The organism is Paenibacillus daejeonensis DSM 15491 (assembly GCF_000378385.1).
GTDB classification, from domain to species: Bacteria; Bacillota; Bacilli; order Paenibacillales; family Paenibacillaceae; genus Paenibacillus_D; species Paenibacillus_D daejeonensis.
Genome location: NZ_KB899661.1, coordinates 255,422 through 278,617, shown reverse-complemented (window position 1 = coordinate 278,617; position 23,196 = coordinate 255,422). Strand labels below are relative to the sequence as shown.

The following is a 23,196-nucleotide window of genomic DNA, read 5'->3' as shown; positions in this document are numbered from 1 at the left end:
TTTTCATTATCAATTAGCATCATAACACGCTTAAGCGTGCTGCTCTATGTCTGGACGTGCGATGATTCTGTTGCTATTTGTGCGGTATCTGGAGGTTCGGTGGAGCATCCTAACAGTTCCGAAGCCTGTGCCACCATGAGCCGGTGCGCTTCCGGACTGTATTCCAGCCAGGGATACTCCTGAACCTGGTACACCTGTGCTTGTCTGACGGCCGGCAAGCTATGCCAGCTCTCACTGTCCTGCAGCCGTTCCCAAGCAGACTGTGAGGCAGGAGAATGGTCAATGACGAGCAGGAGGTAATCGGGAGCGTTGAGCGCCAGCTCGGCCTCACTGAGCGGCTTCTCCACGGCAAAGTCATCCAAGTCATAGGGGCAGACTAGGTTAAGATCTTCATACAATACAGTTCCCACATTGCGCCTGCCATACACCACCAGTTGACCGAAGGTTAGGCGAATCAGCATCACCTTGTCTGAACCGATCCGGCGGGCCAGCGATCGGCGAGCTTGGAGTACGAGCCGATCATAGTCGGCCAGCCACGCTACTGCAGCTGCTTCCCGCTCGACCAGACGCGCAATCTGGAGGAAATGACTTCGCCAGTCCCCTGCCATCCAGGGGATAATCTCACAAGGCGCAATCTCGGCCAGTCGTGTACCCGCAGTCCCCTGCATCATGAGGTCATCGCCTAGAATCAGGCTGGGCTGGATTGCGCGAAGCTGTTCGATATCTGCCTCCAGCAGTTCATCCTCCCGGAACATGGTCCGCCGCAGGTGGACGGCTATGGCTGCATGCACTTGAGACCTGTGTGCTTCGCGTGTGGGATCGGCCATCGCAGCAAGCGGGATCATGCCAAGAGTCAGCAGGTGTGAGGTATAGGTATAGGAAAGAGAGGCAATCCGGGCCCATTTATCCTTGTGATACGCGGCTGGGGTAATCCCGACCACCTGCTTGAATTTTTTGCGAAAATAAGCCTCATCGCCATAACCGCTGCGCTCGGCTGCTTCCCGGACGCTGCAGCGGTGCAGGATTAATAGCTCCTTGGCATGGTTAATCCGTACCTGATGCAAGTACTCCATCGGAGCAATACCCTTCCATTTCTTGAAGAGATGCGAGAAGTACCACGGACTAAGTCCAGCCACCTCGGCAATCTGATTGCGCGTCAGCGTTCGATCATAATTCATCCGGATATAATCGGCTGCCCGCTCAAGCGCATGCTGGGAGGTGTCCGCATCAGGTTCAGCCAGCTCCATCAGATGATAGATTAATTGCTGGAACAACAGCTCCGCAAGGTTGCGCCGCCGCTCTGGTCGCTCTTGAACAGCTGCTTCGATGCGGGTCACCAGATCGAGGATGATGGGCATCAGGGAAGTGGGCAGGGGGCCATACCAGGGAAGTGTCCCGCTTCGCTTGTAATAATGGCGTTCTTGATCGGTCTGGGAGATCTCCAGCAGATCATCAAAGCAAATCCAGATGATATCCATTCCTCCGCGGGGTTGCAGCTCGTAATCTTCGCCATGATCAATGAGAATGCCGTCGCCCTCAGAGATGGAGTAGTGATGACCTGCAACTGACATCCGACCGGAGCCTCTGACCGTGACACCGAGCAAATGAGAGGTCGCTTGCTGTCGGTAAGGCTCTGGAGTGTAGCTCTGACGGTAGTAATTCTGCATGATAAACATGATGATATCGGCCCTCCATCCGCTCATTATTAATGTCAAATTGCGTTCCGAGTTGATTTGGAATCAGTATAGCATAAGCCTGTCTGAGAGCGCAGAATTTGAAGGTTGCAAAAAAATGGCGGCGACTGCTTTTTACCTTGTCAAACGCTGTCATTCCGTGGTAAGATACTACTTGTGTTCCTGGAACACCTTGTCTAGTGTGGAGCTGTGGTGTAGAGGCCTAACATGCCTGCCTGTCACGCAGGAGACCGCGGGTTCGAATCCCGTCAGCTCCGCCATTTACCTTTTGAATACATAACCTCACTAAGAAGGGCGGCTAATGCTGCTCTTTTTTAAATTTTTCTCGTCATCCGTTACGTGGAGGGTGGTGCAGGATGTCTATCGTGAGAAGAGGCCGGTTCGCGCCAACACCGTCAGGCCAGTTTCATCTGGGCAACGCGTTTGCAGCGCTTGTCGCCTGGCTGCAGATCCGGCAAGCGGGCGGAACATTCATTATGCGGGTGGAGGACATCGATAAGCCGCGCTCCAGAGTCGCGTATCGAGAGCAGCAGCTGAACGATCTGCGGTGGCTGGGTCTGGATTGGGACGAAGGTCCGGACCAGGGCGGCCCCCATGCGCCTTACCTGCAGAGTCTTCGCGATTCGCTCTATGAGGAGGCAATAACGAGGCTGGAGACGGCCGGTCTGCTGTACCCGTGCTATTGCAGCCGTGCCGAGCTCGCTCAGATTGCCAGCGCACCGCATGGCTTGTCCTCCGAGGGGCCAGCCTATCCCGGCTGGTGCCGACATCTAAGCGAGCAGGAGCGCGCAGAACGGGCAAGGGTCAAGACGCCATCGCTCCGATTTAGAATGCCCGATGCACCAGTCGACTTTAGAGACGGAATTTATGGCGACATGCATTACGAAGGAGAGGCGCTAGGCGACTTTGTTGTGAAGCGCGCGGACGGCATGTACAGCTATCAGCTGGCTGTCACCGTAGATGATGCCGCCATGGGCATCACGGACGTGGTCCGGGGAGCCGATCTTCTGGATTCGACCCCGCGTCAACTGGCACTGTACAAGACGCTAGATCTGCAGACTCCGCGCTTCGCTCACGTGCCGCTGCTAGGGGACGCTGGGGGCGAGCGATTCTCCAAGCGCGACAAATCGCTTGCGCTGCAAGGGCTTCGCGAGCGCAGGGTCAGGGCTGAACGGCTGGTTGGGCTGCTCGCGCATCTGGCTGGCTGGCTGGATCGCCCCGAGCCTGTTACTGCATCCGAGCTCGTGAGGCATGCGGACCTGGCCACACTGCCCCGAACGCTAATACCAGTCCCAGATGCTTACTTGTCTTGGCTGAGTCAATGACGCTCAGAAGAAGGTGCTTGAAGCCTTGCAAGGGCTTTGATATAATGCTTGGCACAACAGATGGAGAGGAAGGAGCGGGCCTATGAAGCGATCTCAGCATAGCTGTTCAGCCAACGGCAAAGCGTTTGGCTTGGCGCTGCAAGCCCTGGCTCTGATGACGGACCATCCCTGCAGGCATCCCAGTAGTCATATTGCAGACCACCTGTGCTCTGAGGCGACTCAGATTCGCCGCATTCTCGCCAAGCTGGCGCAAGAGAACATCCTGGAGGTGCGAGAGGGACGCGACGGCGGATATTGGTTGGCCCGCGACCCGGCTTCCCTGACTTTTGCAGAGGTCTACAAGGCGCTACATGTCAACGAGCCGTTTGGTGACGGGATGTTGGACTCCACAGGGGATCACCCTCTGGGTGTGCGGATGCACGAAGCCTTGTTGGGCATGGCCGAGGAGATCAACCAGTCGATAATGGAATTACTGGGGCAGCGCACGATTGCCGATTTGGTCACCAAAGCGAGTATTGATGCAAATTAGGATTGACAGAAGATTGAAGGGGGAGCTATACTGTGTTTACATTCACACAGTTAAAGCTCTCTTTTTTTGATTTTAACTGTGCAAATTATTACTCAGTTTAAAACACAGAGAAAGAATAGGGAGGAATAACACATGGAGAGTCAAACCAAAGAATTGCAATCTTTTCTACAGGTAATCAAGGAGCGTCGCTCGGTTCGTCACTATGACCCTAGCGTGACGATCTCGGAGCAAGAACTAAAGGAGATTCTGGCAGAAGCGACACTGGCACCGTCCGCAGCCAACCTGCAGCCGTGGAAGTTTCTTGTTATTACAGAGCAAGCATTGAAGGAGCAACTGCTGCCGATCGCCTACAATCAACAGCAGGTTGCCGATGCTTCTGCAGTCATTGCTGTACTGGGGGATCTGCAGGCGCATGTGCAGGTTGATAAAATCTACAGCGCCTCAGTTGAGGCGGGGTACATGACGGAGGAAACCAAGCAGGTGCTTGTGGGTAATATTACGGCGGGATTCGCAACCTTGGATACTACCGCTCGTCAAAATGGCGTCATGACGGACTGCGGCTTGGTCTCCATGCAGCTGATGCTTGCAGCCAAGGCCCGCGGCTACGATACCGTTCCGATGGCAGGCTACAATGCAGGCAAATTCCGTGAGATGTTTGCGATTCCTGAGCGGTATGCTACGGTAATGCTAATTGCCGTGGGTAAAGCGGCACAGTCCGGACATCCGACATTCAGGTTGCCTACAGAGGATGTGACGTTCTGGAACGGCATCGCCGAATAATGTGCTTCTTGGGGCTGCGATACCGCTAGATGCCGAATGGCACGAAGTCGTGAGGGGGTCGGCGACGGATTCACAGCCACTTGGGAAGCGTGCCCGTCGCCCGACCCAGCTTGTGAGGATTGGAGATGAGGTAGATCGCCCCAATCGCCGATCCGTCGGGCACAGGCTCCAGGGCGAAAGCCATGGGAAGCAGTCCCGCGCGCTCCAGCAGTAGTCCAGACTGGCCGCTCAGCCGGATGGGGCGCAGACGGCCTATGAGCGAGCCCTTGCGGGCAATGCCAGTGAAAAATGCGGCAATTCTCTCGCGTCCAAGTATGGGACGAAGTGCGGAGCGAACAATGCCGCCGCCGTCGCTGAGCAGGGTTGCATCCTCTGCGATCAACCGCAGGAAGCCGTCGAAGCTGCCGGAGTTAACGGCTGTGGTGAAGGCCTGCACGAAGCGATCCATGGCGTTGTCGAGCCTGGTGGAGTCTTCCGAGAGCGTCATCACGCCGAGCTTGGCGGCAGCCCGGCTGTAGATTTTGCGGCAGGCGGCTTCTGTCTTTCCCAGCATCTCGGCAATTTCCTTGTAGTCGCAGCCCACGGATTCCCGCAGCACGTAAACGGCACGCTCCGGCGGGGTGCAGGTCTGGAGCAGCACGAGCAGGGCATAGCCCAGCCGTTCCCGCTGCAGCAGCTGAGTCTGGGGACCGTCGTCCTGGACGCTGTCCAATATTGGCTCCGGCAGCCAGAGGCCAGGGTAGTGCTCGCGACTCCGAGGCGCGGCCTTCATCATATTGAGCGCGCGGTTGGTCACCATCTTGATTAGATATGCCCGTGGGTGCTCAATCTCCAGTTCCGTCTGTCGGCTCAATGTAACAAAAACATCCTGCACGGCATCCTCTGCTTCACTGTGCGAGCCCAGCATCCGATAAGCAACCGCAGTGAGCAGCGGCTGATACTCCCGGTACCACCGTTCGATTCGCTCTTCCTCGATTGGGTCAGCCATGGCCGCCCACCTCCCATTTCTTAGCGCTTCTTGGTTCTAGTGTACCTTCCATAAACCGCCTTAGCCACCATGTTGGGTGACTGAGGCGGTTCGTGTAAGAACGTACAACCGGATGCTTCCGGTCAAGCGTCAAAACAGCCAGGATACATTCCCGTTGCGATGGCGATGCGGTTCCAGCAGTTGATGGCGTTGATCGCCATAATCAGCGCCACGACTTCGCTATCGTCATAGTATTCGCGAACTTCGGCATACAAGTCATCGGACACCCCTTTTTCCGCTACCAGAGTGAGTGCCTCCGTTAGTGCCAGCGCCGCTTTTTCCCGGGCCGTGAACAGGGGCGCATCGCGCCATACCGATATCAGGTGGACACGCTGCTCACGCTCTCCCATTTTGCGCAGATCGGTCGTATGCATATCGAGACAGAACGCACAGCCATTGAGTTGTGATGCTCGAATCTTGATGAGTTCAAACAGTACGGGATCCAATCCCATGCCCTTGGCGGCCTCCTCCAGCTTCAAAAGTGCCTGAAAGCCTGCGGGGTTCGCTTGTCGATGATTCATGCGTAATTGCATATCGTATTCCTCCTAGCTAGTAATGTTGTTCACTAAGGTAGACAACGGAGGCTGATGATTTGTGACACCTGGAGGACAAAGTTTAATTGACAGCGATTTCAAAGGTTGAGTAAGATGGGGGTAGCAACTATCATGGTAAGCCAAGGAGGATGTTATCCACTATGTCAGGATTGCTGGGGAACAACGTGATTACGCAAATCGGGATTCTTGTTCATGATATCGATAAGGTAAGCCAGGCCTATGCCGACTTCTTCGGAGTCGCGAAGCCCGAACCCATCCTAACGGACACGCTGGATAAGACACAGGCGGAATACAATGGCGAGCCGTGTCCTGCACGTGCCAAGCTGGCTTTCTTCAATATGGGCTCTCTTCAGCTGGAGCTGATTGAACCGGACGAGCATCCGAGTACGTGGCGTGACTATCTGAATGAGCATGGCGAGGGGCCGCATCATATCGCATTTGTCATTGAGGGCATGAAGGAGAAAATTACATTGCTGGAGAGCAAAGGCTTCCCGTTGCAGCAAAAGGGCGAGTACACAGGTGGGCGTTATGCCTATATCGATACAATTCCGCAGCTGAAGGTGCTGGTGGAGCTGCTGGAGAACGACAAAAAGTAACTATAAGGGGCAAAGGAGGAAGAGAGATGAACCTGCTGATCACCGGAGCCAACCGGGGACTGGGCTGTGAGCTGACGGCGGAAGCGCTGGAACGTGGACACCGCGTCATTGCCGGTGTGCGCTATCCTGAGGCCGGTCACGACCGGCTCACGGCGCTGGCTGCGGAGTATGCCGGACAGCTGGAGGTGCTGCAGCTGGATGTGACGGAGGAAGGCAGTATTGCCCGTCTGGCAGAGCAACTGAGCGAGGCAGGACGCACGCTGGGCGGCATCGTCAACAATGCGGCCGTACTGCTCGCCCGCAATACGCAGATCGAAGAGCTGGACATGGAAGATATGGAGCGTACCATCGATATCAATCTGTACGGACCGATGCGGGTGGTCAAGCATTTCCTGCCGCTATTGACGGAGCCGCAGGCGGTCATCGCCAATATCTCTTCAGAGGCAGGCAGCCTCACGAACGCTTATCCAGGCGATTACCCGTACGGCATCTCCAAGGCCGCGCTGAATATGTTCACCCAGCAGCTGCAGTCCTATTTGAAGGAACGCGATGTGGAGGTGCTCAGCATCCACCCCGGCTGGATGAAGACCGATATGGGCGGCGACAAGGCACCGGGCGACCCGCGCCAGAGCGCCCGCGGCATCCTCGACCTCATCGAGCGGAAGGTTGTGCCGGAAGGGCGCCTGCGTTTCTTCGACCAGACCGGCAAGCCGATGACCATTTAGTTCAATGCATGCTGGTTAATATGATGGGCCGTTCACTCCGCTTTGGCGGAGGGGCGGTCTTTTTTGTTATGCTCAAAAAACGAATGGACAAGTGTGACAGCCCATTATAGTATGGGGTTATACATAATTTGGTTTATCAAGGGGAGTAGAAGGAATGCGCTTCTTCATAGGTGGTTTGCTGCTGATATTAGCATGGGGGACGTTAGTTGGGACGAGCGTTACGGCAAAAGAGGTAGAACCGATAAGAGTTTACGCGAATCAGATAGAGCTAGATCTTGCAGTACCAGCCATCATGCTTAACGGCAGTATTATGCTTCATGCCAAAAGTATTCTGGATGCGCTCAAGATCAAATCGACCATTGATGCTAAACAGCTGATCATTTCACACGAAACTAAATCCTATCGGATCAATGTGGGTCAAACACGTGTACATACAGGTGGCACCGAAGTTAGTTTGGCGCAAGCCCCTGTCAATTTGGAAGGGCGAATCTATGTGCCAGCGCGGCTGATCAGTTTGGTCTTGGATCAGTCTGTAAGTTACGAAGGGAAGACGAAGCAGCTTTTCTTCGGTCTCAGTCCGGCTGCCAAGGAGGCACTGCAGAGAAGCTTGTTTGAGGCGGTACGGGTGGGTGACATGGAGGCCATCCATGAAGCGGTGAGCAAAGGAGCAGATCCCAACGGAAAACTGTTCTATCTGGACCATACCCCTCTTTGGTATGCTATCGATCATAATCACACGGAGGGGGTTCGAACGTTGATTCATCTTGGCGCAATCCTTACCCCCGATGAATATGATCTCGTCGGGAAGGCCATCGCTCATAATAATAATGATATGTTGGAGCTCTTGCTCGAAGCAGGGCTGGATCCTAACCACACCTATGGAGGAAGATCATTTTTGGAGATGGCATCTTCTTCTGTAAATGGGCAATACGGTAGTCCCTTGATTGAACCTTCAGTAGCTACAGTTGACCTGCTGCTTCGTTATGGAGCCGATCCGAGTCGGGATCGTTCCCTAGACCGGGCTATAGAAACGCAACACTATCCCATTCTACGGGCTTTGCTCCGAGCAGGGGCTGATACCCATCAGCCTGATGAGTTTGGAGTAACGCCGTACGAGCGGAGCCAATTGTATAACATTAGCAGCTGGATGGAAGATCAAGAGTTGCCCGGGATGCGAATTCAAACCGCAGAGGGGCAAGAATTGCGCGAAGGCAGACTTCAAATCCGATCCTCTTCTTCACAGGTCCATATTAGTCATGCACAAGGTATTAGCTGGCGATGGAGAGATATCTATATTGGTCAACCTGTTGGCGCATACCACGTCATGAGCATTCGGTCTGGTTTCAGTACATACTTCCTACCTAAGAGCTTTACGCTCACCGTCCAAGGGGATCAAGTGCTGTCCAACCCTCTAATATTGCCTGTGATTAATGTCCGTGGACAACTGACGAGTGACAAGGTATCTATTCAAGACGGCAATTTGTTGGTCTTTGATACTCAGAATCAAGTGATTGAGCACGTATACGTGCAGGGCCAAGACTTCCAGATGTCTGCCCCGGCAGGTAACTACAGAATTATAAGCTATCGCGATGACAAGGACGAAGCTCATTTTCTTAAAGGCACTATTCAAGTAACCGGTGATAAAGAAATCGAGCGACCAATTGTTGTTCTGGAGTAGACATGAGGACGTTTTGAAAAAGTTGATGGCCGCCGAAAGGCGGTCTTTTTTGTCATGCTTATCCAACGAACACGAAATTTCGACCTTATTCCGGAGAAAAACGAGAAATCCGCTCAATAGATATGAAATATCGAGTTTATTCGGCGTTTTTGCTCCATATTCTTTAAATAAGTATGAAAAATCGAGTTCAGCGGTACCTTGGAGGCGCGCTAAGGCTGGGGCAGTCTAAATGGTGCTGGTATGCACGAATGGACTTCCCAACTTCCCAAGCAAGTCAAGCCAGCACGTAGGAAAATCGCTTCACGCGCTCCTCACCTGCTGCTTCAACTTGTGTTACAGCCGACTAATATCGGTTAATGCTAACCATAACGTGCGAAAACAAGTATAATCTCAGTAAATGAGCCGAACGATAGAGTACAGTACCCAGAGGTTACGCTCATGAAGTGAGTGATACAGTGAGTTTTTCTTCGGAAAACTTAAGTCCATGCTTCCGAAGTGAGTTTTCCTTCGGAAACGTTTGAGGAGGAATCGAGATGACACAACATGGTGACATCAGCGGTGCAGGGTGGAACTTCGATAACAGCTATACTCGGCTGCCGGACATGTTCTTCTCCAGACTGGAGCCGACGCCGGTCAGCTCACCGGAAATCGTGGTTGTGAATGAAGCTGTGGCCGCTGAACTGGGCTTGGATGCCGAGAGTCTGCGGACTGCACAAGGCGCTGCGGTGTTGGCTGGGAACACAGTCCCTCCGGGTGCGGACCCGCTGGCGCAGGCCTATGCCGGGCACCAATTCGGGCACTTCACGATGCTGGGAGACGGCCGCGCCATTCTGCTCGGGGAGCAGATCACGCCAGGAGGCGAGCGGCGGGATATTCAGTTGAAAGGCCCAGGCCGAACGCCATATTCCCGTCAGGGAGATGGCCGGGCGGCGATTGGTCCGATGCTGCGCGAATATATCATCAGTGAAGCGATGCATGGCTTGGGCATCCCAACCACCCGTTCATTGGCGGTGACATTGACGGGCGAAGAGGTCTACCGCGAGGAAGTGCTCCAAGGCGCGGTACTTACCCGCATCGCGGCCAGTCATCTGCGTGTGGGTACGTTCCAATATGCAGCGGGACTGGGGAATAAGGAGCATCTGCAAGCGCTGGCTGATTACACGATTAAGCGGCACTATCCTGAACTGGAGGAGTCAGCCGACCGCTATCTGGGGCTGCTGCGGCAGGTGGTCAGCCGGCAAGCATCTCTTATTGCCCACTGGCAGCTGGTGGGCTTCATCCATGGGGTTATGAACACGGACAATATGACTCTCAGCGGCGAGACCATCGACTACGGACCTTGTGCATTTATGGACGCGTTCAATCCAGCGACGGTCTTCAGCTCCATTGACCGGCAGGGCCGCTATGCCTACGGGAATCAGCCAAAGATCGGCGTCTGGAATCTCGCGCGCTTCGCAGAGACACTGCTGCCGCTGCTGGATGAGGAGACGGATGCTGCCGTTAAACTGGCAGAGGATGCGTTAGGTGCCTTCAGTACCGAGTTCGAGAAGCATTGGCTAAGTGGCATGCGGGCCAAGCTGGGATTATTCACCGAAGAGGAGGAAGACGGTCAGCTGCTGCGGGATCTTCTGGATCTGATGCATGCGGAGAAGGCCGACTATACCAACACGTTCCGTGCTCTGACATTGGGGCAGCCGGAACAATCACCGCTCTCCTGTGCAGCGGAAGGCGCCGGATGGCTGGAGCGCTGGGAAGCGCGACGCAGCCGCCAGCCTGAGCTGGAGACGATGTCGCAGGCACTGATGCGTCGCACGAATCCGGCGGTAATTCCTCGTAATCACCGCGTTGAAGAAGCGTTGGCTGCGGCAGAAGAAGGAGACTATAGCCCACTTCACGAGCTGGTGAAGGTGCTGCAGGATCCGTTTGCTTATTCGTCCGAACAAGAAGCGTATGCAGGATTGCCTGACAACGAAGGGTTGCCTTACCGAACCTATTGCGGAACCTAACTAACTTAGACAAAGGACTGAGCGCAATGGACAACTGTAGTGGCTGTTATCCCAGCGAGCCGATTTATGAGCTGCGTGTGGAAGGGGAGCCTAATCTAAAGGTATTAGCGGGCATGGCGGCGATGCTGCGCCCGCTGGAGCGTAACGGAGAAAGCAATTGGCAGGAGCTGCGGCTGCGGGAGAAGGACATGGTTGGTCTTGCTGACTTCTGCTCCGATCATATGGAGCTCGAGGGCATGCATTACCGCCAAGGGTCTGAGTCTCGCTGGCAGCCGTTCAGTCGTCTTGGGGATACCCTGTCGAACCGCTGGGTGGATGAGGTTATCCTGCAGGAGCGGGTCGTTTCCTGGGCCCAGCCGATCTTGGATGCAGAGGGCGGGCTGTATGCACATGAGATGCTCGCCCGTTTTCGGGGGGCGGACGGGAGCCTATTGTCACCGGCTGAGGTGTTTGCTGCCGCAAAGGCACGCAATCGGTTGTATGCCTTGGACAAGCTGTGCCGGATGACGGCGATTCGCAGCAGTGTGCATTTGCCGGCCAAGGTGTTCATCAATTTTATCCCCACCTCGATTTATTCCCCGGAGCACTGTCTCCGGTCGACCATCGCACTCTCGCAGGAGCTCGGATTCGAGCCTTCCAAGTTCGTCTTTGAGGTCGTCGAGACCGAGAAAGTCGAGGATTTAGAGCATCTGAAATCGATCCTTCGCTATTATAAGGCGCGAGGCTTCCGTTATGCATTGGATGATGTAGGAGCGGGCTACAGCACGGTCGAGCTGCTCGAGGATCTGCAGCCGCACTACATGAAGCTGGATCGCTCTTATGTAGACGGAGTTGCTGTGAGCACGGACAAGCAGGCTGTGGCAAAACGCATGCTGCACGCTGCACGCACTACCGGTGCGGTTCCGCTGGCGGAGGGTGTGGAAACAGAAGCGGATTTCGAATGGCTGCGGGATGCGGGCTACGAGCTGTTCCAAGGTTACTATTTTGGCCGGCCGGAGCCGGTGAGCGGTGCAAGCAAATATTAGGTATAGATTGCTAAGGAAACGAGAGAGTCTTATTTTAAGCTGTTTAGCGGAGGATAACGATACACAGTGTCGTTAGCGATAAAGGGGGATTGCAGACGGAACGGTACAGGAACTCATACATACAAGAGTAGGAGCCGTCTCTTGGGAGACGGCTTTTTGCGTTCTTTTTACCGGTTAACGAGCCGAGTCCAGCGTTAATTCAATTACGGATACAACACGGAGAATGAAATATCGTTAACCTTCCAACCATCCTCGGTATGGAGCAAGGTGAGACGTCGTTCGAGAGGTCCAGAGTCAAGAGAAGCATAGCTGAACTGGGTAATGGAGCCTTCCGTCCCCAAGGAATACGTGTGGGGCTGTTCGGTAAACCGGTACTCATTGCCGGGCCCCCCTTGTATCAACAGCTTGTTGATGTACGCATCGGTAAAGTAAGGCCTGAAATGAGTACGTACCTGCTTGTAATCAGACAAACGGGTCGCTTCATTGGCTTTGGCCACCAAGGCATTGATTCTGGCCTCGGTTAACTCTGAGCGGTTGAAGGAATTAGGCGTTATGACGGGAATCCTCGCACCCTGCCAGAGGATGCTGGCAGAGCGAGTCTCGGCGTTGTAGTCGATGGCTGCGTTCAGTCCCTGACTGACGAAGCGGATGGGCACAAATGTGACGCCTTGACGAATCTGGGCAGGGACATCGAGGGTCAGGGACTCGCCCTTCCTGGTGACCTGTGTCGAGCCGATTCGCAAGCGCAGTTCGGTCTCTCCGTGGCGGATCGTGACAAGCTTGCCAGCAGGCTGCCAGGTTACATCTGCGCCCAGGTAGGCGGAGACATGGCGAACAGGCACTAGTATCCGGCCCTCCGAGATGACTCCGTCGATGGGGGAGAGGTTGTTTTCGTTTGCGGTAATAAAGTGGGGCATGGCAGAGAACAGCAGAGAGGCTGCAAGGAGGGATCCAAGCAGTCTTTTTTTGATGGATGACATGAGTCAGCTTCCTCCTTGTGGAAGTTTCTATAGCAATAGACTAATCCGCCTAGCAAAAAGTTGCAGGTTTCCTCTACACCGCTTCGGTATCTTAAAATTGTTAAGCTTTCTTAAAGGTTGCCTCGCTACAATAGGTTCATCAAGAGAGGAGATGACCCGCGATGGCGATCGAGGTGTTCAATAGATATGAGAACAAGTACTTAATGGATACGGCTGCTTTTCACCGGCTCTATGATCGGCTGCTGGAGCATATGGAGCCTGATGAGCACAACCGGGACCGGCAGTTCTATACGATCAGCAATCTGTATTATGATACCGAGCACGACAGTCTGATCCGGACCAGCTTGGCGAAGCCCAAATATCGCGAGAAGCTGCGGATACGGGCGTACGGTGTACCTGAACCAGACGCGAAGGTGTACCTGGAGCTGAAGAAAAAGGTACGGGGGCTCGTCAACAAGCGGCGCACGGCGCTCACGCTCGGGGAGGCGTACGCTTTTGCAGGTACCGGTGTCGCACCTCCCTCGCAGCCTTATATGAATGGGCAGGTGGTCAGCGAAATCGCCTATTTGCTCTCCCGGTATTCGCTGGAGCCCAAGGTGTACCTGGCGTATGAACGAATCGCGATGTTCTGCAAGCAGAGCCGTGATCTGCGGATTACCTTCGATACCGGGATTCGGTCGCGGCGCAGCGACCTGCGGCTGGAGAGTGGGGATCACGGCGAGCTGTTGCTGCCCGAGGGGCAGTGGCTGATGGAGGTCAAGGCGGAGAAGACGGTGCCGATGTGGCTCGCCCGCCTGCTCTCGGAGCAGGGGCTGTTCCGGACGAGCTTCTCTAAATACGGCAATGAATACAAGCGGATGCTGCAAGCCAGCAGTACGTAAGGGAGAGAGACATCATGTTAGAGACCTTGTTTCAATACACGGCTACCGACGCCGCGTTAACCTGGCAGCATGCGCTATGGACGCTGCTCACATCCATTATTCTGGGAACTGTCATTAGCGTGACCTATATGAAAACCCAGCAGGCCTACACGGCGAATTTTGCCCTGACCCTGATTGTGCTGCCCTCGATTGTCGCTATTATCATTCTGCTTATCGGCAGCAATATCGCCCGGGCCTTCAGCTTGGCCGGAGCCTTCTCGATCATTCGCTTCCGCAGTGCGCCGGGAGACCCGAAGGACATCGCCTATGTGTTGTTCAGTATGGCTGCCGGATTGGCTTGCGGAGTAGGAGCGTTTGGCTATGCCGTCTTGTTTACCCTCGTATTGTGCGCGCTTATGGTGGTGCTCCGCTGGATTCGTTTCGGTTCGCGTCAACGACTGCAGCAGCAACTGAAGGTGACGATTCCGGAGAATTTGGCGTATGAGGACGTCTTTCGCGAGATTTTCGAGAGCTTCGGCGTGACCTATGATCTGAAGCGCGTCCGCACCTCGGAGCTGGGCAGTCTGTATGAGCTGGTCTATGCGATTACCTTGGCGCCGCAGGCGGATGTCAAAGCGCTACTCGATGCGATCCGCATCCGTAACGGCAATCTGGATATTTCACTGACCATGACCCCTCCTGTGACGGAGGGCTATTAACCTCTAGGCAAGACTCTGCAAAAGAAAGGGAGCGATTGTGATGAAAAAATGGATCCATCATACCTGGAGCGTTCTGCTCCTGAGCAGTCTGATTGTATCGGGCTGCAGCAACGCAGCTCAAGGCTCGGAGTCAACTCCAGCAGAGAGCGCTGCACAAGCTGTGGAGACAGCGGAAGCAACTCCGACGGGGGAGACGGCAGGCGTGCTTCCGGCGATTGCAGAAGTCGTCACTTATGATGAGGATGACGCCTATACAGACTGGCAGGTGGAGCAGACGACAGCGATTGCCCTGATAGGGAATGGAGCGACGGTGGACGGTGCGGGTGCGGTAGCTGAAGGCAGCACGGTAACGATTGATGCAGCTGGGACTTATGTGGTCAGTGGCGTGCTCGACGACGGGCAAGTGATTGTAGATACGGCCGATGATGGCGTTGTCCGGCTCGTATTGAATGGCGCCAGCCTCCACAGCAGCACCTCCGCGCCAATTAATATCCAATCCGCTGGCAAAACGGTGATCAGCCTAGCGGATGGGACGGAAAATCAGGTGACGGACGCGGAGACCTACGTGTATGCGGATGAGGCGACGGATGAGCCTAACGCAGCAATTTTTAGCAAGGATGATCTCACCATCAACGGCACGGGCAGCTTGCAGGTAGAAGGACGCTATAACAATGGCATCACGAGCAAGGACGATCTGAAAATTATCGATGCGACCCTCGAAATTAATGCAGCGGATGACGGGCTGATGGGGCGTGACCTGCTCGCTGTGCAGTCGGGTGCTGTGACCATCCAGGCAGGTGGCGATGGCATCAAGACCTCCAACGATACGGATACAGACAAAGGCTACATTGCCCTGTCTGGCGGCAGCTTCGCGATTACAGCAGGCAGCGACGGCATGCAGGCGGAGCGGAGTGTGCTGATCGAGGGTGGTTCTTACAGCATTGTGTCCGGTGGAGGCAAGACGATGGCAAGTGACGCTGAGGATGCGCCGAGCACCAAAGGCATCAAGGCGGCAGTGGGCATCCGAATTACAGACGGAGATTTCACTATTAACGCAGCAGATGATGCCATCCATAGCAATGGCACCATTGACATCGGCGGCGGCACGATGGAGCTGGCGACCGGTGATGATGGAATTCATGCCGACGAAGCCATAACGATTGTGGGCGGTACGATTGATGTGACGGACAGTTATGAGGGAATAGAAAGTGATACGATCACGATTAGCGGTGGTAACATCCAGGTGGTAGCGAGCGATGACGGCATCAATGCCGCTTCGGGAAGCGAGGCGACAGGGAACGCTGGTGGCGGGCCAGGGCAAGGTGGCAGCAGCTCGCTTACTATAACTGGAGGCTATATTGTCGTCAATGCGGGCGGCGACGGACTGGATGCCAACGGCTCCATTGAGATGAGCGGGGGAACGGTGCTGGTGCATGGCCCCACGATGAACGGCAATGGGGCGTTGGATTATGACGGTACGTTCACGATGAGCGGCGGGGTGTTGGTTGCAGCAGGCAGCAGCGGCATGGCCCAAGGAACCTCGGAGGCTTCGACGCAGCCTTCGGTCGTAATGACTTATCCGCAGTCGCAAGCGGCAGGCACGTTAGTGCATCTGGAGGACAGTGCGGGAGAGACGATCGTGACCTTTGCTCCGGAAAAAGCCTATCAGTCTGTGGTCATCAGCACTCCTGAGCTGCAGGTGGGAGGCAGCTACTCACTCTACAGCGGCGGCAGCAATAGTGGTAGCGAGGCGGGCGGATTGTACAGCGAGGGTCAGTATATGGATGGCACAACCGTGGTCTCTTTTGACCTCGCGAATACGGTAACCTGGCTGGACGAAAATGGCGTAACCGAGGCTCGCAATGGCGGACCCGGAATGGGTGGCGGCCCAGGTATGGGCGAAGGGAGAGGCGGCAGGATGTCACCTACAGAAGATGGTACGCGGCCGGAAGGCGAAGCGTTGAATGGCAGGATGCCGGGTTCCGGCGAAGACGGGGTCATGCCACAAAGGGATGGCGAGGATAGGCCGCTGATGAACGGTGAGATGCCAAGCGAAGGCGCTGGCACGCCTTCAGCTGAGGGCCAAGCCATACAATAGCTTATTTCAAGACTCCTGGACGGTGCATCTGTTCAGGGGTTTTGTTCTTTTGCCGACCTAACACGTCTTAGATGATGAGATTCTTTTAATAATTGAACCAAATGTTGTATAAACAGGAATGCAATTGTTTAATCAGGGGACTTACGGGGGAAGGGAATATGAGGAAACAGTTTCCAGTGGGGGTTGTTTTCTCGGTATCCTGAAGGAAAGGAGGTCAAACCATGAATAAGTTTAGTCGAATTGCACTGGTGCTTGCCATGGTGCTTGTAGCGTCGTTCTCCTTTGGAGCGATGGCGTCGGCGGACTTCACTTACTGGTTCAATGACGGCTCGGGGACCTGGGCACAATTGTACTTCTCGAACGATCAGGGCATCTGGGCTTTGCCGATTTACCAGAACTCATTTGGCGATGTGATTAACTTGAGTGAAATACGGGAAATTGAAGTCGTTTATCTTCAACAAGTACAATAACGTTGCGAGGCGGTGATTCCGATGAACAAGCTCAAAAAGCGGCTGATGACCCTATTTACGGCTGTCATCATCAGCAGCTTCGCATTGGTGGGCTCCGCTAGCGCCACGTCAGGGGATGGCGGATGGTCCTACTGGTTCTATGACGGGTCCGGCTGCTGCGCGATGCTCTACTTTGCACCGGCCGGCGGCGGGGAGCACATCTTCACAGGCATGTATCAGGATAGTAATGGTGAAGTCTTCTACTATGCTGTGCAATAGGTGAAACATAGGATGTATCTAAAGAGGCTGCCGGATGACCGGCAGCCTTTTGCTGTGTGCTCATGCTTGTCTTGTGCATTGCGTGTGTTGGGATGTGCAAAGTGCAGTTAAATCCCTTAAGGCAGAATATTGCCTGCAGCGCGGTAGATAGCGTACCACTCTTCGCGGCTTAACTGTACATCGGCAGCTCGGCAGCAGTCCAGCAGACGCTCAATGTTCATCGTCCCGGTGACCGGCTGCATGCCAGCCGGGTGACGGAGCAGCCAAGCGATGGCGATCGTTGTGTTGCTTACGCCGTGCGCTTCGGCAACTTCGTCGATTTGTTTGTTCAGCTCAGGGAACTTGTCGCTACCCAGGAATACGCCCTCGAAGAAGCCATATTGGAACGGCGACCACGGCTGAATCGTGATGTCATGCAGACGGCAGAAGTCGAGAATGCTGCCATCGCGGTTCACGGCCGCTTCATTTTCCATATTCACGTTGAAGCCCTGGTCGATCATGGTCGTGTTGGTAATGCTCAATTGCAGCTGATTGGCGACAAGCGGCTGTTTGACGTATTTCTTGAGCAATTGGATTTGGTTCGGGTTCTGGTTAGAGACACCGAAGTGGCGGACCTTGCCGGAGCTCTCCAACTGGTCGAAGGCCGCGGCGACTTCTTCTGGTTCCACCAGTGTGTCTGGACGATGCAGCAGCAGAACATCCAGGTAGTCGGTACGCAGGCGCTGCAGGATGGCATCCACAGAACTCAGAATATGCTCCTTGGAGAAATCGAACATGCCTTTGCGAATGCCGCATTTGGATTGCAGAATCAGCTTTTCACGTACGGCAGGACTCATCTGCACGGCATCTGCGAAGATTTCTTCGCAGGTTCCGCCCCCATAAATGTCCGCATGGTCAAAAAAGTTGGCGCCCGCCTCCAGCGAGGTCTGCACGAAGCGCTCGGCCTCCTGCTTGTCCAAGCCGTTAATGCGCATGCAGCCTACAGCGACCACAGGCACTTGCAGCGAGCTGCTTCCCAATGCAATCGTTCTCATGAATATATAGCCTCCTTATATGTATCAGGTCAATTTTCGTCGTGCTACCGTTCATTATACAGCATTCCCGTTGCAATAGGAAAAAAGCGGCCCGCCCCCACGAAGGAGCAGACCGCCTGTACAGCTTGCCGGGGCAAGCCTATTCTTTTGTAAAGGTCACTTGATCGCCTGTTGCAGCGTAGGTGTAGCTGTCGCCACGGTAGCGGATGCCCCGTACTGTCGTATCGCCCCATAGCGGCGCTTCCGGCGTGAGCTCGCCATTAAGCGGTGGCGTCAGCCCAAGACCGCCGAGGAGCACGGCTGCTGCGGGCATACCGCTCCAGCCCTGGAGATCGGAGCCTTTGCCGTACACGGGATCGAAATACTCCACCGGCGTCAGCCATTGACGCTCCAGGCCGTACGTGAACCAGCGGGTAAGCGGGTACTCCCAATCGTCCCGGCGCAGGCGGAGCTTCGCCATCGCGAGTACGCCGCTCCAGTATGGCCAGTCGCTGCCGTTGTGGTAGCGGAACGGGTAGGAGGATTTTTCGACCAGATGCTGAATGTGCGTGTATTGCGGGAACACCGTCATAACGCCCCAGTCGCCGTGCGGCTGATCCGGGTTGTTGCGAGTTTCCAGACGTGAGGTGATTAGATCCAGCACGCGCTGCTGGTCCGCTTCCTCACCGATGCCAAAAGCAGGGGCAAGCGCCTGCTCAACGGAGATGTTGTCCTCCAAGGCATCCTCGCCGCCGATATTGTCGTAGTTGCGGTAACCTACAGCATCATCCCACAGCCGCTCGCGCAGGCTGCGTGTCAGAGCTGCCGTATCGCCGTCCCAAGCCTGCTTCTCCGAGCTTGCCTGCGCCCAGTTGCCAGCGAATACCTGGAGCTCGCCATAGCACGCGCGGGCACGCAAGTGCAGCATCGCTGCATAAGCGACAGCCCCTTGACGGACGACATTGTCACACCAGTCGCGACGGTTGTCCGGCTTGACCATCAGCTGCAGCTCCTGATCGATCAGATCGTTCATCTTGGTCATGCAGCGCTCGGTCAGCTCGAGAATGGTGCAACCATTCACGACTTCCTGAAGCAGGGAGATATCGTGAGACCAAGCCAGATAATCGTGCAGCATCATGATGAAGAAGGACGGCGAGTCGTAATGATCCGGCCAAAATTGCTCATACTCGTCACGCAGCACATTGTAGATGACAGCACTCGGACAAGAGCCGTCTTCGCCGATTCCCTGTGCCAGCGTGACGATCTCGTTGCGCACCCAATCCGGCTTGAACGGGAGCAGCGGCAATACCGTCCAGTAACCGTCACGGAAGTAGGTCCGGGAAGGGCTTTGGTAGTTGACGCCCGCATAGAAGGCTGCGAATTTGCCGCCGCTTTCCTTGTACATCGAGTGGGAGACGTTGAGACAGGCAGCCATTATCGCATCCAGCTTGTCATGTCCGGGAGCGCTGAAGGCTGTCAGCCATTGCTGGTATTGCTGTGCTGCTTCCCAAGCCGCGTCGGCGCCAGTGCTAAGCTCAGCAAGGGGCAGCGGCTCCAGACCGCCGGAGACTGCAATGGTCATCACGATCTCCTGGCCGGGAGTGATCTCATCGGGATAATCCAGCACCATGCGCGAGCCATCCTGCTCGATGCGCGAAGGGGAGTGGCTGGACGTCAGATGCACACGGTACGAGTCGCCGAAGACAGCTTCCCAGCCGGTGTTGTCATTATGCCAGGTGTCTTGCATTGGCGCTTCGGTATAGGTTCCTTGCTTGGCGACCATGGCCGCCATATAGCTCTTCAGCTCCCACTGCATCCCTTGACGCAGCAAGAGGCGCGCAGGCTGAGTGCCGTGGTTGGCAAAATGGAACCGTAAATAGATGGCATTATTGAGATCATCGCAATATTGTTCGGCCGTGACGGCAACGCCATCCAGCTCTTGCTCGGACTTAAAATCAATCTCCATGGCACGGCCCAGTACGCGAACGTTCTTGCGGTGCTTGGCTGGGAGACGGCGGCCATTCACGGACCAAGCCGTGAACCATTCGCGCTCGGTGAGCAGCTGCCATTCGCCGGCTACGGAATATTTGGAAATGCCGCCATTTCCGTCGAATTGTGCGAGCAGACGGCGGTTGGACACATCGTAATTCAGGATGCTGTACCAATAGGCTTCGGTCTCGATGTGATGCCCGCGTGGGGTTGTGATTGTCGTCATCTTCAGCAGCTCCATTCTAAATTGAATTCGTGAGGCACGTGCGCTTCGCCTCGTTTAAACGGGCATCCATTCGATGAAGGTGCCAGTTGGAGAGGTCGGAGAACAGTAGAGCATTCGTAATTCGTTCAGTTCTGTTTGTCTATTCTGGCCGGGGAAGCACACCGGCCAATGCGCCCATCGCACCTGCCCGGTTGCCGAGGGTCGCACGGGCGATCTTGGTTTCGATGGGCGTCAGTTTCTTCACCCGTTCGCGAATCTGCGTAACGTACCATTCTCCCGAGTCGGCGACACCGCCGCCAATGACGACCATGGCCGGATTAAGCAGTGAAACGGCGTTGGCTACACCGATGGCCATGTAGTCCAGCGGCTGCTGCAGCACCTGCAGGGCTTCGGGATCGTCCTGCCCGGCAGCAGTCAGCACATGACGCGCATCCACCGCGGCGGGGTCGTTCCCGGCCAGCTGAGCTATCCGGGACGTCCGGCCTTGATTCGGGAGCTGGGCAAGATACTCACGGGCAAGTCGGCCAATCCCGCTGCCCGAGGCCATGTCCTCAAACTGGCCGAAGGCGTTGCCGTCGGCTGGCGCTCCAGGCGCGCTGCTTGCTGGGCTGGCTGAATGGGCTGGCTGTGTCACGGGGGCGGCCAGGACGCTGTATCCGAGCTCCCCGGCTGCGGCGCCTGCGCCACGATAGATCCGTCCGTCCAGAAACAGTGCACCGCCGATGCCCGTGCCTACCGTCACCATCAGAAAATCCTGAATGCCACGGGCGGCGCCTTGCCACTGCTCACCGAGCGCTGCAGCATTCACATCGTTATCCAGGTAGATGGCTCCGTCGAATTGCTTGCGCAGGATCTCAGCTACCGCTGCTTCCCGCCAAGGGAAGGCGGGGGCATGCGTTAAGATCCCTTGGGGACCGATGACCCCCGGGAATCCGAAGCCGATCCCTTGAATCGCGTTCGGGTCGTGGCCCAATCGAGAGGCTTCGGCTCTTAGCGAGCCCAGAATCGCCGCAAAGAATGTCTCCGGTTCGGTCTCCACGTCCGATGTGGTCCTCCACTCCGAGAGGATGACGCCGTCCGCACCGGCGAGCATCATTAATGTCTTGGTTCCGCCGATGTCTACGCCGGCGTATAGCGGGGCATGCAGCATGAATGTACCTCCAATCAGTCAGGTTGTTGTGTGGTCAGGTGTGGGCAGTCATAACGACTCTTGAATCTGCGTCATGGTGGCAGCTATCGCAGTCTGTACCGCACCAGTCAGCACGGACTCGCTCCCCAGGGTGGCGCTTACCATCTGCGGAGGTGCGCTGCGCAGATTGAACAGCATGGCACCCAGTGCATGCAGGAGCAGCGGATCCTCGCCGACTCGGCCGCCCAGCACAATGCGCTCTGGAGCGAGGAGAGCGGTCAGATTATGCACCGCTGCGGTTAGCTCTTCCACGTAGCCGTCCAGCGCCTGACAAGCCGTTCCGTCCCCGGCTCTCGCCGCGTCGAACAGCGTAGTTAGCGACAGGCTGTCTGCTTGTCCCAACAGAGAGGGCTCGCTGGAAGATGCCAGAGTTGCTCGTGCACGGTCCAGCAGCGCCTGCTCGGACAGCTTCTCTTCCAGTCGGCTGCCGTCCGCTAATCGCATATCACCGAGTTCCCCGGCCGCGCCGCCCAACCCACGGAGCAAGCGACCGCCAATCATAATTCCCGCGCCGACCCCGCTGTCCAAGAATAGAAAGGCAAAAACCTCCTCTGAGCCTTGGTTGTTAGCTGCGAATTCCGCCAGAGCCGCCAAATTGACATCATTGTCCGTCAGGACCGGGCAAGGGAAACGCGCCGCGAGAGAGGCTTGGCTAAGCCCGGATTCGCACCCCTGGAGGTGAGGAGCGAGCATGGTAACATCGCCGGTCGCACTGACCACGCCAGGAATGGCGAACGCGGCGTACCCGACATGCTCCCAGTCGATTCCCGCCTCTGCCAGGAGGTGTTCCGCTTGGCTGCGGATCGCCTGGAGCAGCTCTTCAGGGTTGTCGGCATTATGCCTCATGCTCAGCTCGCCGGAGACAAGCGGCTGAGCCTGCAGGTCGGTAAGCACAACACGGATGCGGTCAGCTCCTAACTGAATGCCCAGTATGTGGCGATAGGAGGCTGAGAATTGCACCAGCGTTGGCTTGCGGCCCGGTCCGGCCTCGCCCTGGCCAATCTCTTCGACTAAACCGAGCTCCAGCAGATTTTTGACGGCTGCGGACACGGTGGGCTTGCTCAGTCCGGTGAGCCGGCTGATCTCCGCCCGCGAGAGCGAAGTGTGCGTGCTGGTGAGCTCCAGGATGCGCCGTTCGTTAATGCTGCGGATCAGCTGCGGATTGCCGTTGGATTCCTTCATGGGAGGCCTCCTTTCATGAGAATAAAAGTTGAAATAGAAGCCTACAGTCACGGATCGATCTTCCGATCGCTGTTGTCCTGGACAGCATATGCTTCCGAAGCCAGCTTTTCTGCGAAAAGCTTTCAGGCGAACGCTTCGCAGCTTATGCTTCCGAAGTCGCTTTCTTCCAGAAAGTGTTGACCAGATTCGATTCCGTGCCTTTCCGGCACTCTTCAACCGATATTTATTTAATTTAGCAAGATAATAAGTTAGTAAACCTTCCTAACTAATTAT

The 23,196-nt window shown here is 55.7% G+C and carries 21 protein-coding genes and 1 tRNA gene; 14 read left to right on the top strand and 8 right to left on the bottom strand.

Annotated features, from left to right (window positions below):
- Nucleotides 1-44 precede the first annotated feature (44 nt).
- Nucleotides 45-1,676 carry a helix-turn-helix domain-containing protein gene (locus F556_RS0112360; RefSeq protein ID WP_020617273.1) on the bottom strand — a complete coding sequence of 544 codons (1,632 nt, stop codon included), beginning with the start codon at nucleotides 1,674-1,676 and terminating at the stop codon, nucleotides 45-47.
- 201 nt (nucleotides 1,677-1,877) lie between these two features.
- On the opposite strand from F556_RS0112360, the gene F556_RS0112355 reads away from it, so the two are divergent.
- The 4 genes from F556_RS0112355 (at nucleotide 1,878) to F556_RS0112340 (ending at nucleotide 4,328) form a co-directional block, all read left to right on the top strand.
- Nucleotides 1,878-1,954 (top strand) — tRNA-Asp (locus tag F556_RS0112355).
- A 96-nt stretch (nucleotides 1,955-2,050) separates the two neighbouring features.
- Nucleotides 2,051-3,019, top strand: coding sequence for a tRNA glutamyl-Q(34) synthetase GluQRS (gluQRS, locus tag F556_RS0112350; RefSeq protein WP_020617272.1), 969 nt, complete (start codon nucleotides 2,051-2,053; stop codon nucleotides 3,017-3,019).
- 82 nt (nucleotides 3,020-3,101) lie between these two features.
- Nucleotides 3,102-3,548, top strand: coding sequence for an RrF2 family transcriptional regulator (locus F556_RS0112345; protein WP_020617271.1), 447 nt, complete (start codon nucleotides 3,102-3,104; stop codon nucleotides 3,546-3,548).
- Nucleotides 3,549-3,680: 132 nt separating this feature from the next.
- Nucleotides 3,681-4,328, top strand: coding sequence for a nitroreductase family protein (locus F556_RS0112340; protein ID WP_020617270.1), 648 nt, complete (start codon nucleotides 3,681-3,683; stop codon nucleotides 4,326-4,328).
- 70 nt (nucleotides 4,329-4,398) lie between these two features.
- Here the strand turns inward: F556_RS0112340 and F556_RS0112335 are convergent, their stop codons facing one another.
- Both F556_RS0112335 and F556_RS0112330 read right to left on the bottom strand, forming a co-directional pair.
- Nucleotides 4,399-5,316: a sigma-70 family RNA polymerase sigma factor gene (locus tag F556_RS0112335; RefSeq protein ID WP_020617269.1), complete on the bottom strand. Its 918-nt coding sequence runs from the start codon at nucleotides 5,314-5,316 to the stop codon at nucleotides 4,399-4,401.
- A 122-nt stretch (nucleotides 5,317-5,438) separates the two neighbouring features.
- Nucleotides 5,439-5,888 carry a carboxymuconolactone decarboxylase family protein gene (locus tag F556_RS0112330; protein WP_020617268.1) on the bottom strand — a complete coding sequence of 150 codons (450 nt, stop codon included), beginning with the start codon at nucleotides 5,886-5,888 and terminating at the stop codon, nucleotides 5,439-5,441.
- A 161-nt stretch (nucleotides 5,889-6,049) separates the two neighbouring features.
- Between F556_RS0112330 and F556_RS0112325 the strand changes: the two genes are divergently transcribed.
- From F556_RS0112325 to F556_RS0112305, 5 genes are all read left to right on the top strand, one after another.
- The gene (locus F556_RS0112325; protein ID WP_020617267.1) at nucleotides 6,050-6,505 is read left to right on the top strand and encodes a VOC family protein; all 456 of its coding nucleotides are present in this window, start codon (nucleotides 6,050-6,052) and stop codon (nucleotides 6,503-6,505) included.
- Between the two features lie 26 nt (nucleotides 6,506-6,531).
- The gene (locus F556_RS0112320) at nucleotides 6,532-7,230 is read left to right on the top strand and encodes an SDR family oxidoreductase (RefSeq protein ID WP_020617266.1); all 699 of its coding nucleotides are present in this window, start codon (nucleotides 6,532-6,534) and stop codon (nucleotides 7,228-7,230) included.
- 154 nt (nucleotides 7,231-7,384) lie between these two features.
- Entirely contained in the window at nucleotides 7,385-8,908 is a 1,524-nt protein-coding gene (locus tag F556_RS0112315) for an ankyrin repeat domain-containing protein (RefSeq protein ID WP_020617265.1), read from the top strand.
- Between the two features lie 533 nt (nucleotides 8,909-9,441).
- Nucleotides 9,442-10,914: a protein adenylyltransferase SelO gene (locus F556_RS0112310; RefSeq protein WP_020617264.1), complete on the top strand. Its 1,473-nt coding sequence runs from the start codon at nucleotides 9,442-9,444 to the stop codon at nucleotides 10,912-10,914.
- Nucleotides 10,915-10,940: 26 nt separating this feature from the next.
- Nucleotides 10,941-11,939 carry an EAL domain-containing protein gene (locus tag F556_RS0112305; RefSeq protein WP_020617263.1) on the top strand — a complete coding sequence of 333 codons (999 nt, stop codon included), beginning with the start codon at nucleotides 10,941-10,943 and terminating at the stop codon, nucleotides 11,937-11,939.
- A 203-nt stretch (nucleotides 11,940-12,142) separates the two neighbouring features.
- On the opposite strand, the gene F556_RS36220 is transcribed toward F556_RS0112305, so the two are convergent.
- The gene (locus tag F556_RS36220) at nucleotides 12,143-12,919 is read right to left on the bottom strand and encodes a copper amine oxidase N-terminal domain-containing protein (RefSeq protein ID WP_020617262.1); all 777 of its coding nucleotides are present in this window, start codon (nucleotides 12,917-12,919) and stop codon (nucleotides 12,143-12,145) included.
- Between the two features lie 161 nt (nucleotides 12,920-13,080).
- Between F556_RS36220 and F556_RS0112295 the strand changes: the two genes are divergently transcribed.
- The 5 genes from F556_RS0112295 (at nucleotide 13,081) to F556_RS0112275 (ending at nucleotide 17,324) form a co-directional block, all read left to right on the top strand.
- Nucleotides 13,081-13,800 carry a polyphosphate polymerase domain-containing protein gene (locus F556_RS0112295; protein WP_020617261.1) on the top strand — a complete coding sequence of 240 codons (720 nt, stop codon included), beginning with the start codon at nucleotides 13,081-13,083 and terminating at the stop codon, nucleotides 13,798-13,800.
- A gap of 14 nt (nucleotides 13,801-13,814) precedes the next feature.
- A complete protein-coding gene (locus F556_RS0112290; RefSeq protein WP_020617260.1) occupies nucleotides 13,815-14,498 on the top strand; it encodes a DUF4956 domain-containing protein in 684 nt (227 codons plus the stop codon).
- Between the two features lie 40 nt (nucleotides 14,499-14,538).
- Nucleotides 14,539-16,596: a carbohydrate-binding domain-containing protein gene (locus F556_RS0112285; protein WP_020617259.1), complete on the top strand. Its 2,058-nt coding sequence runs from the start codon at nucleotides 14,539-14,541 to the stop codon at nucleotides 16,594-16,596.
- Between the two features lie 221 nt (nucleotides 16,597-16,817).
- Complete coding sequence (locus F556_RS0112280) at nucleotides 16,818-17,066, top strand: hypothetical protein (protein WP_020617258.1); 249 nt, start codon at nucleotides 16,818-16,820, stop codon at nucleotides 17,064-17,066.
- A 21-nt stretch (nucleotides 17,067-17,087) separates the two neighbouring features.
- Nucleotides 17,088-17,324, top strand: a complete 237-nt coding sequence (locus F556_RS0112275) for a hypothetical protein (RefSeq protein ID WP_020617257.1) — start codon at nucleotides 17,088-17,090, stop codon at nucleotides 17,322-17,324.
- 116 nt (nucleotides 17,325-17,440) lie between these two features.
- Here F556_RS0112275 and F556_RS0112270 read toward each other — a convergent pair whose 3' ends face one another.
- The 4 genes from F556_RS0112270 to F556_RS0112255 all read right to left on the bottom strand — a co-directional run bounded on the left by F556_RS0112270 (nucleotide 17,441) and on the right by F556_RS0112255 (nucleotide 22,923).
- Nucleotides 17,441-18,358 (bottom strand): aldo/keto reductase, encoded by a 918-nt coding sequence (locus F556_RS0112270; RefSeq protein WP_020617256.1) that lies wholly within the window; start codon nucleotides 18,356-18,358, stop codon nucleotides 17,441-17,443.
- 139 nt (nucleotides 18,359-18,497) lie between these two features.
- Entirely contained in the window at nucleotides 18,498-20,552 is a 2,055-nt protein-coding gene (locus F556_RS0112265) for a glucosidase family protein (RefSeq protein ID WP_157272724.1), read from the bottom strand.
- 139 nt (nucleotides 20,553-20,691) lie between these two features.
- Nucleotides 20,692-21,702 (bottom strand): ROK family protein, encoded by a 1,011-nt coding sequence (locus F556_RS0112260; RefSeq protein ID WP_020617254.1) that lies wholly within the window; start codon nucleotides 21,700-21,702, stop codon nucleotides 20,692-20,694.
- Nucleotides 21,703-21,750: 48 nt separating this feature from the next.
- Complete coding sequence (locus tag F556_RS0112255; RefSeq protein ID WP_020617253.1) at nucleotides 21,751-22,923, bottom strand: ROK family transcriptional regulator; 1,173 nt, start codon at nucleotides 22,921-22,923, stop codon at nucleotides 21,751-21,753.
- Nucleotides 22,924-23,196 lie beyond the last annotated feature (273 nt).

Coding starts and splice junctions, on each gene's coding strand:
- F556_RS0112360 (WP_020617273.1), bottom strand. CDS start 1,676: ATGTTTATCATGCAGAATTACTACCGTCAGAGCTACACTCCAGAGCCT.
- gluQRS (WP_020617272.1), top strand. CDS start 2,051: ATGTCTATCGTGAGAAGAGGCCGGTTCGCGCCAACACCGTCAGGCCAG.
- F556_RS0112345 (WP_020617271.1), top strand. CDS start 3,102: ATGAAGCGATCTCAGCATAGCTGTTCAGCCAACGGCAAAGCGTTTGGC.
- F556_RS0112340 (WP_020617270.1), top strand. CDS start 3,681: ATGGAGAGTCAAACCAAAGAATTGCAATCTTTTCTACAGGTAATCAAG.
- F556_RS0112335 (WP_020617269.1), bottom strand. CDS start 5,316: ATGGCTGACCCAATCGAGGAAGAGCGAATCGAACGGTGGTACCGGGAG.
- F556_RS0112330 (WP_020617268.1), bottom strand. CDS start 5,888: ATGCAATTACGCATGAATCATCGACAAGCGAACCCCGCAGGCTTTCAG.
- F556_RS0112325 (WP_020617267.1), top strand. CDS start 6,050: ATGTCAGGATTGCTGGGGAACAACGTGATTACGCAAATCGGGATTCTT.
- F556_RS0112320 (WP_020617266.1), top strand. CDS start 6,532: ATGAACCTGCTGATCACCGGAGCCAACCGGGGACTGGGCTGTGAGCTG.
- F556_RS0112315 (WP_020617265.1), top strand. CDS start 7,385: ATGCGCTTCTTCATAGGTGGTTTGCTGCTGATATTAGCATGGGGGACG.
- F556_RS0112310 (WP_020617264.1), top strand. CDS start 9,442: ATGACACAACATGGTGACATCAGCGGTGCAGGGTGGAACTTCGATAAC.
- F556_RS0112305 (WP_020617263.1), top strand. CDS start 10,941: ATGGACAACTGTAGTGGCTGTTATCCCAGCGAGCCGATTTATGAGCTG.
- F556_RS36220 (WP_020617262.1), bottom strand. CDS start 12,919: ATGTCATCCATCAAAAAAAGACTGCTTGGATCCCTCCTTGCAGCCTCT.
- F556_RS0112295 (WP_020617261.1), top strand. CDS start 13,081: ATGGCGATCGAGGTGTTCAATAGATATGAGAACAAGTACTTAATGGAT.
- F556_RS0112290 (WP_020617260.1), top strand. CDS start 13,815: ATGTTAGAGACCTTGTTTCAATACACGGCTACCGACGCCGCGTTAACC.
- F556_RS0112285 (WP_020617259.1), top strand. CDS start 14,539: ATGAAAAAATGGATCCATCATACCTGGAGCGTTCTGCTCCTGAGCAGT.
- F556_RS0112280 (WP_020617258.1), top strand. CDS start 16,818: ATGAATAAGTTTAGTCGAATTGCACTGGTGCTTGCCATGGTGCTTGTA.
- F556_RS0112275 (WP_020617257.1), top strand. CDS start 17,088: ATGAACAAGCTCAAAAAGCGGCTGATGACCCTATTTACGGCTGTCATC.
- F556_RS0112270 (WP_020617256.1), bottom strand. CDS start 18,358: ATGAGAACGATTGCATTGGGAAGCAGCTCGCTGCAAGTGCCTGTGGTC.
- F556_RS0112265 (WP_157272724.1), bottom strand. CDS start 20,552: ATGACGACAATCACAACCCCACGCGGGCATCACATCGAGACCGAAGCC.
- F556_RS0112260 (WP_020617254.1), bottom strand. CDS start 21,702: ATGCTGCATGCCCCGCTATACGCCGGCGTAGACATCGGCGGAACCAAG.
- F556_RS0112255 (WP_020617253.1), bottom strand. CDS start 22,923: ATGAAGGAATCCAACGGCAATCCGCAGCTGATCCGCAGCATTAACGAA.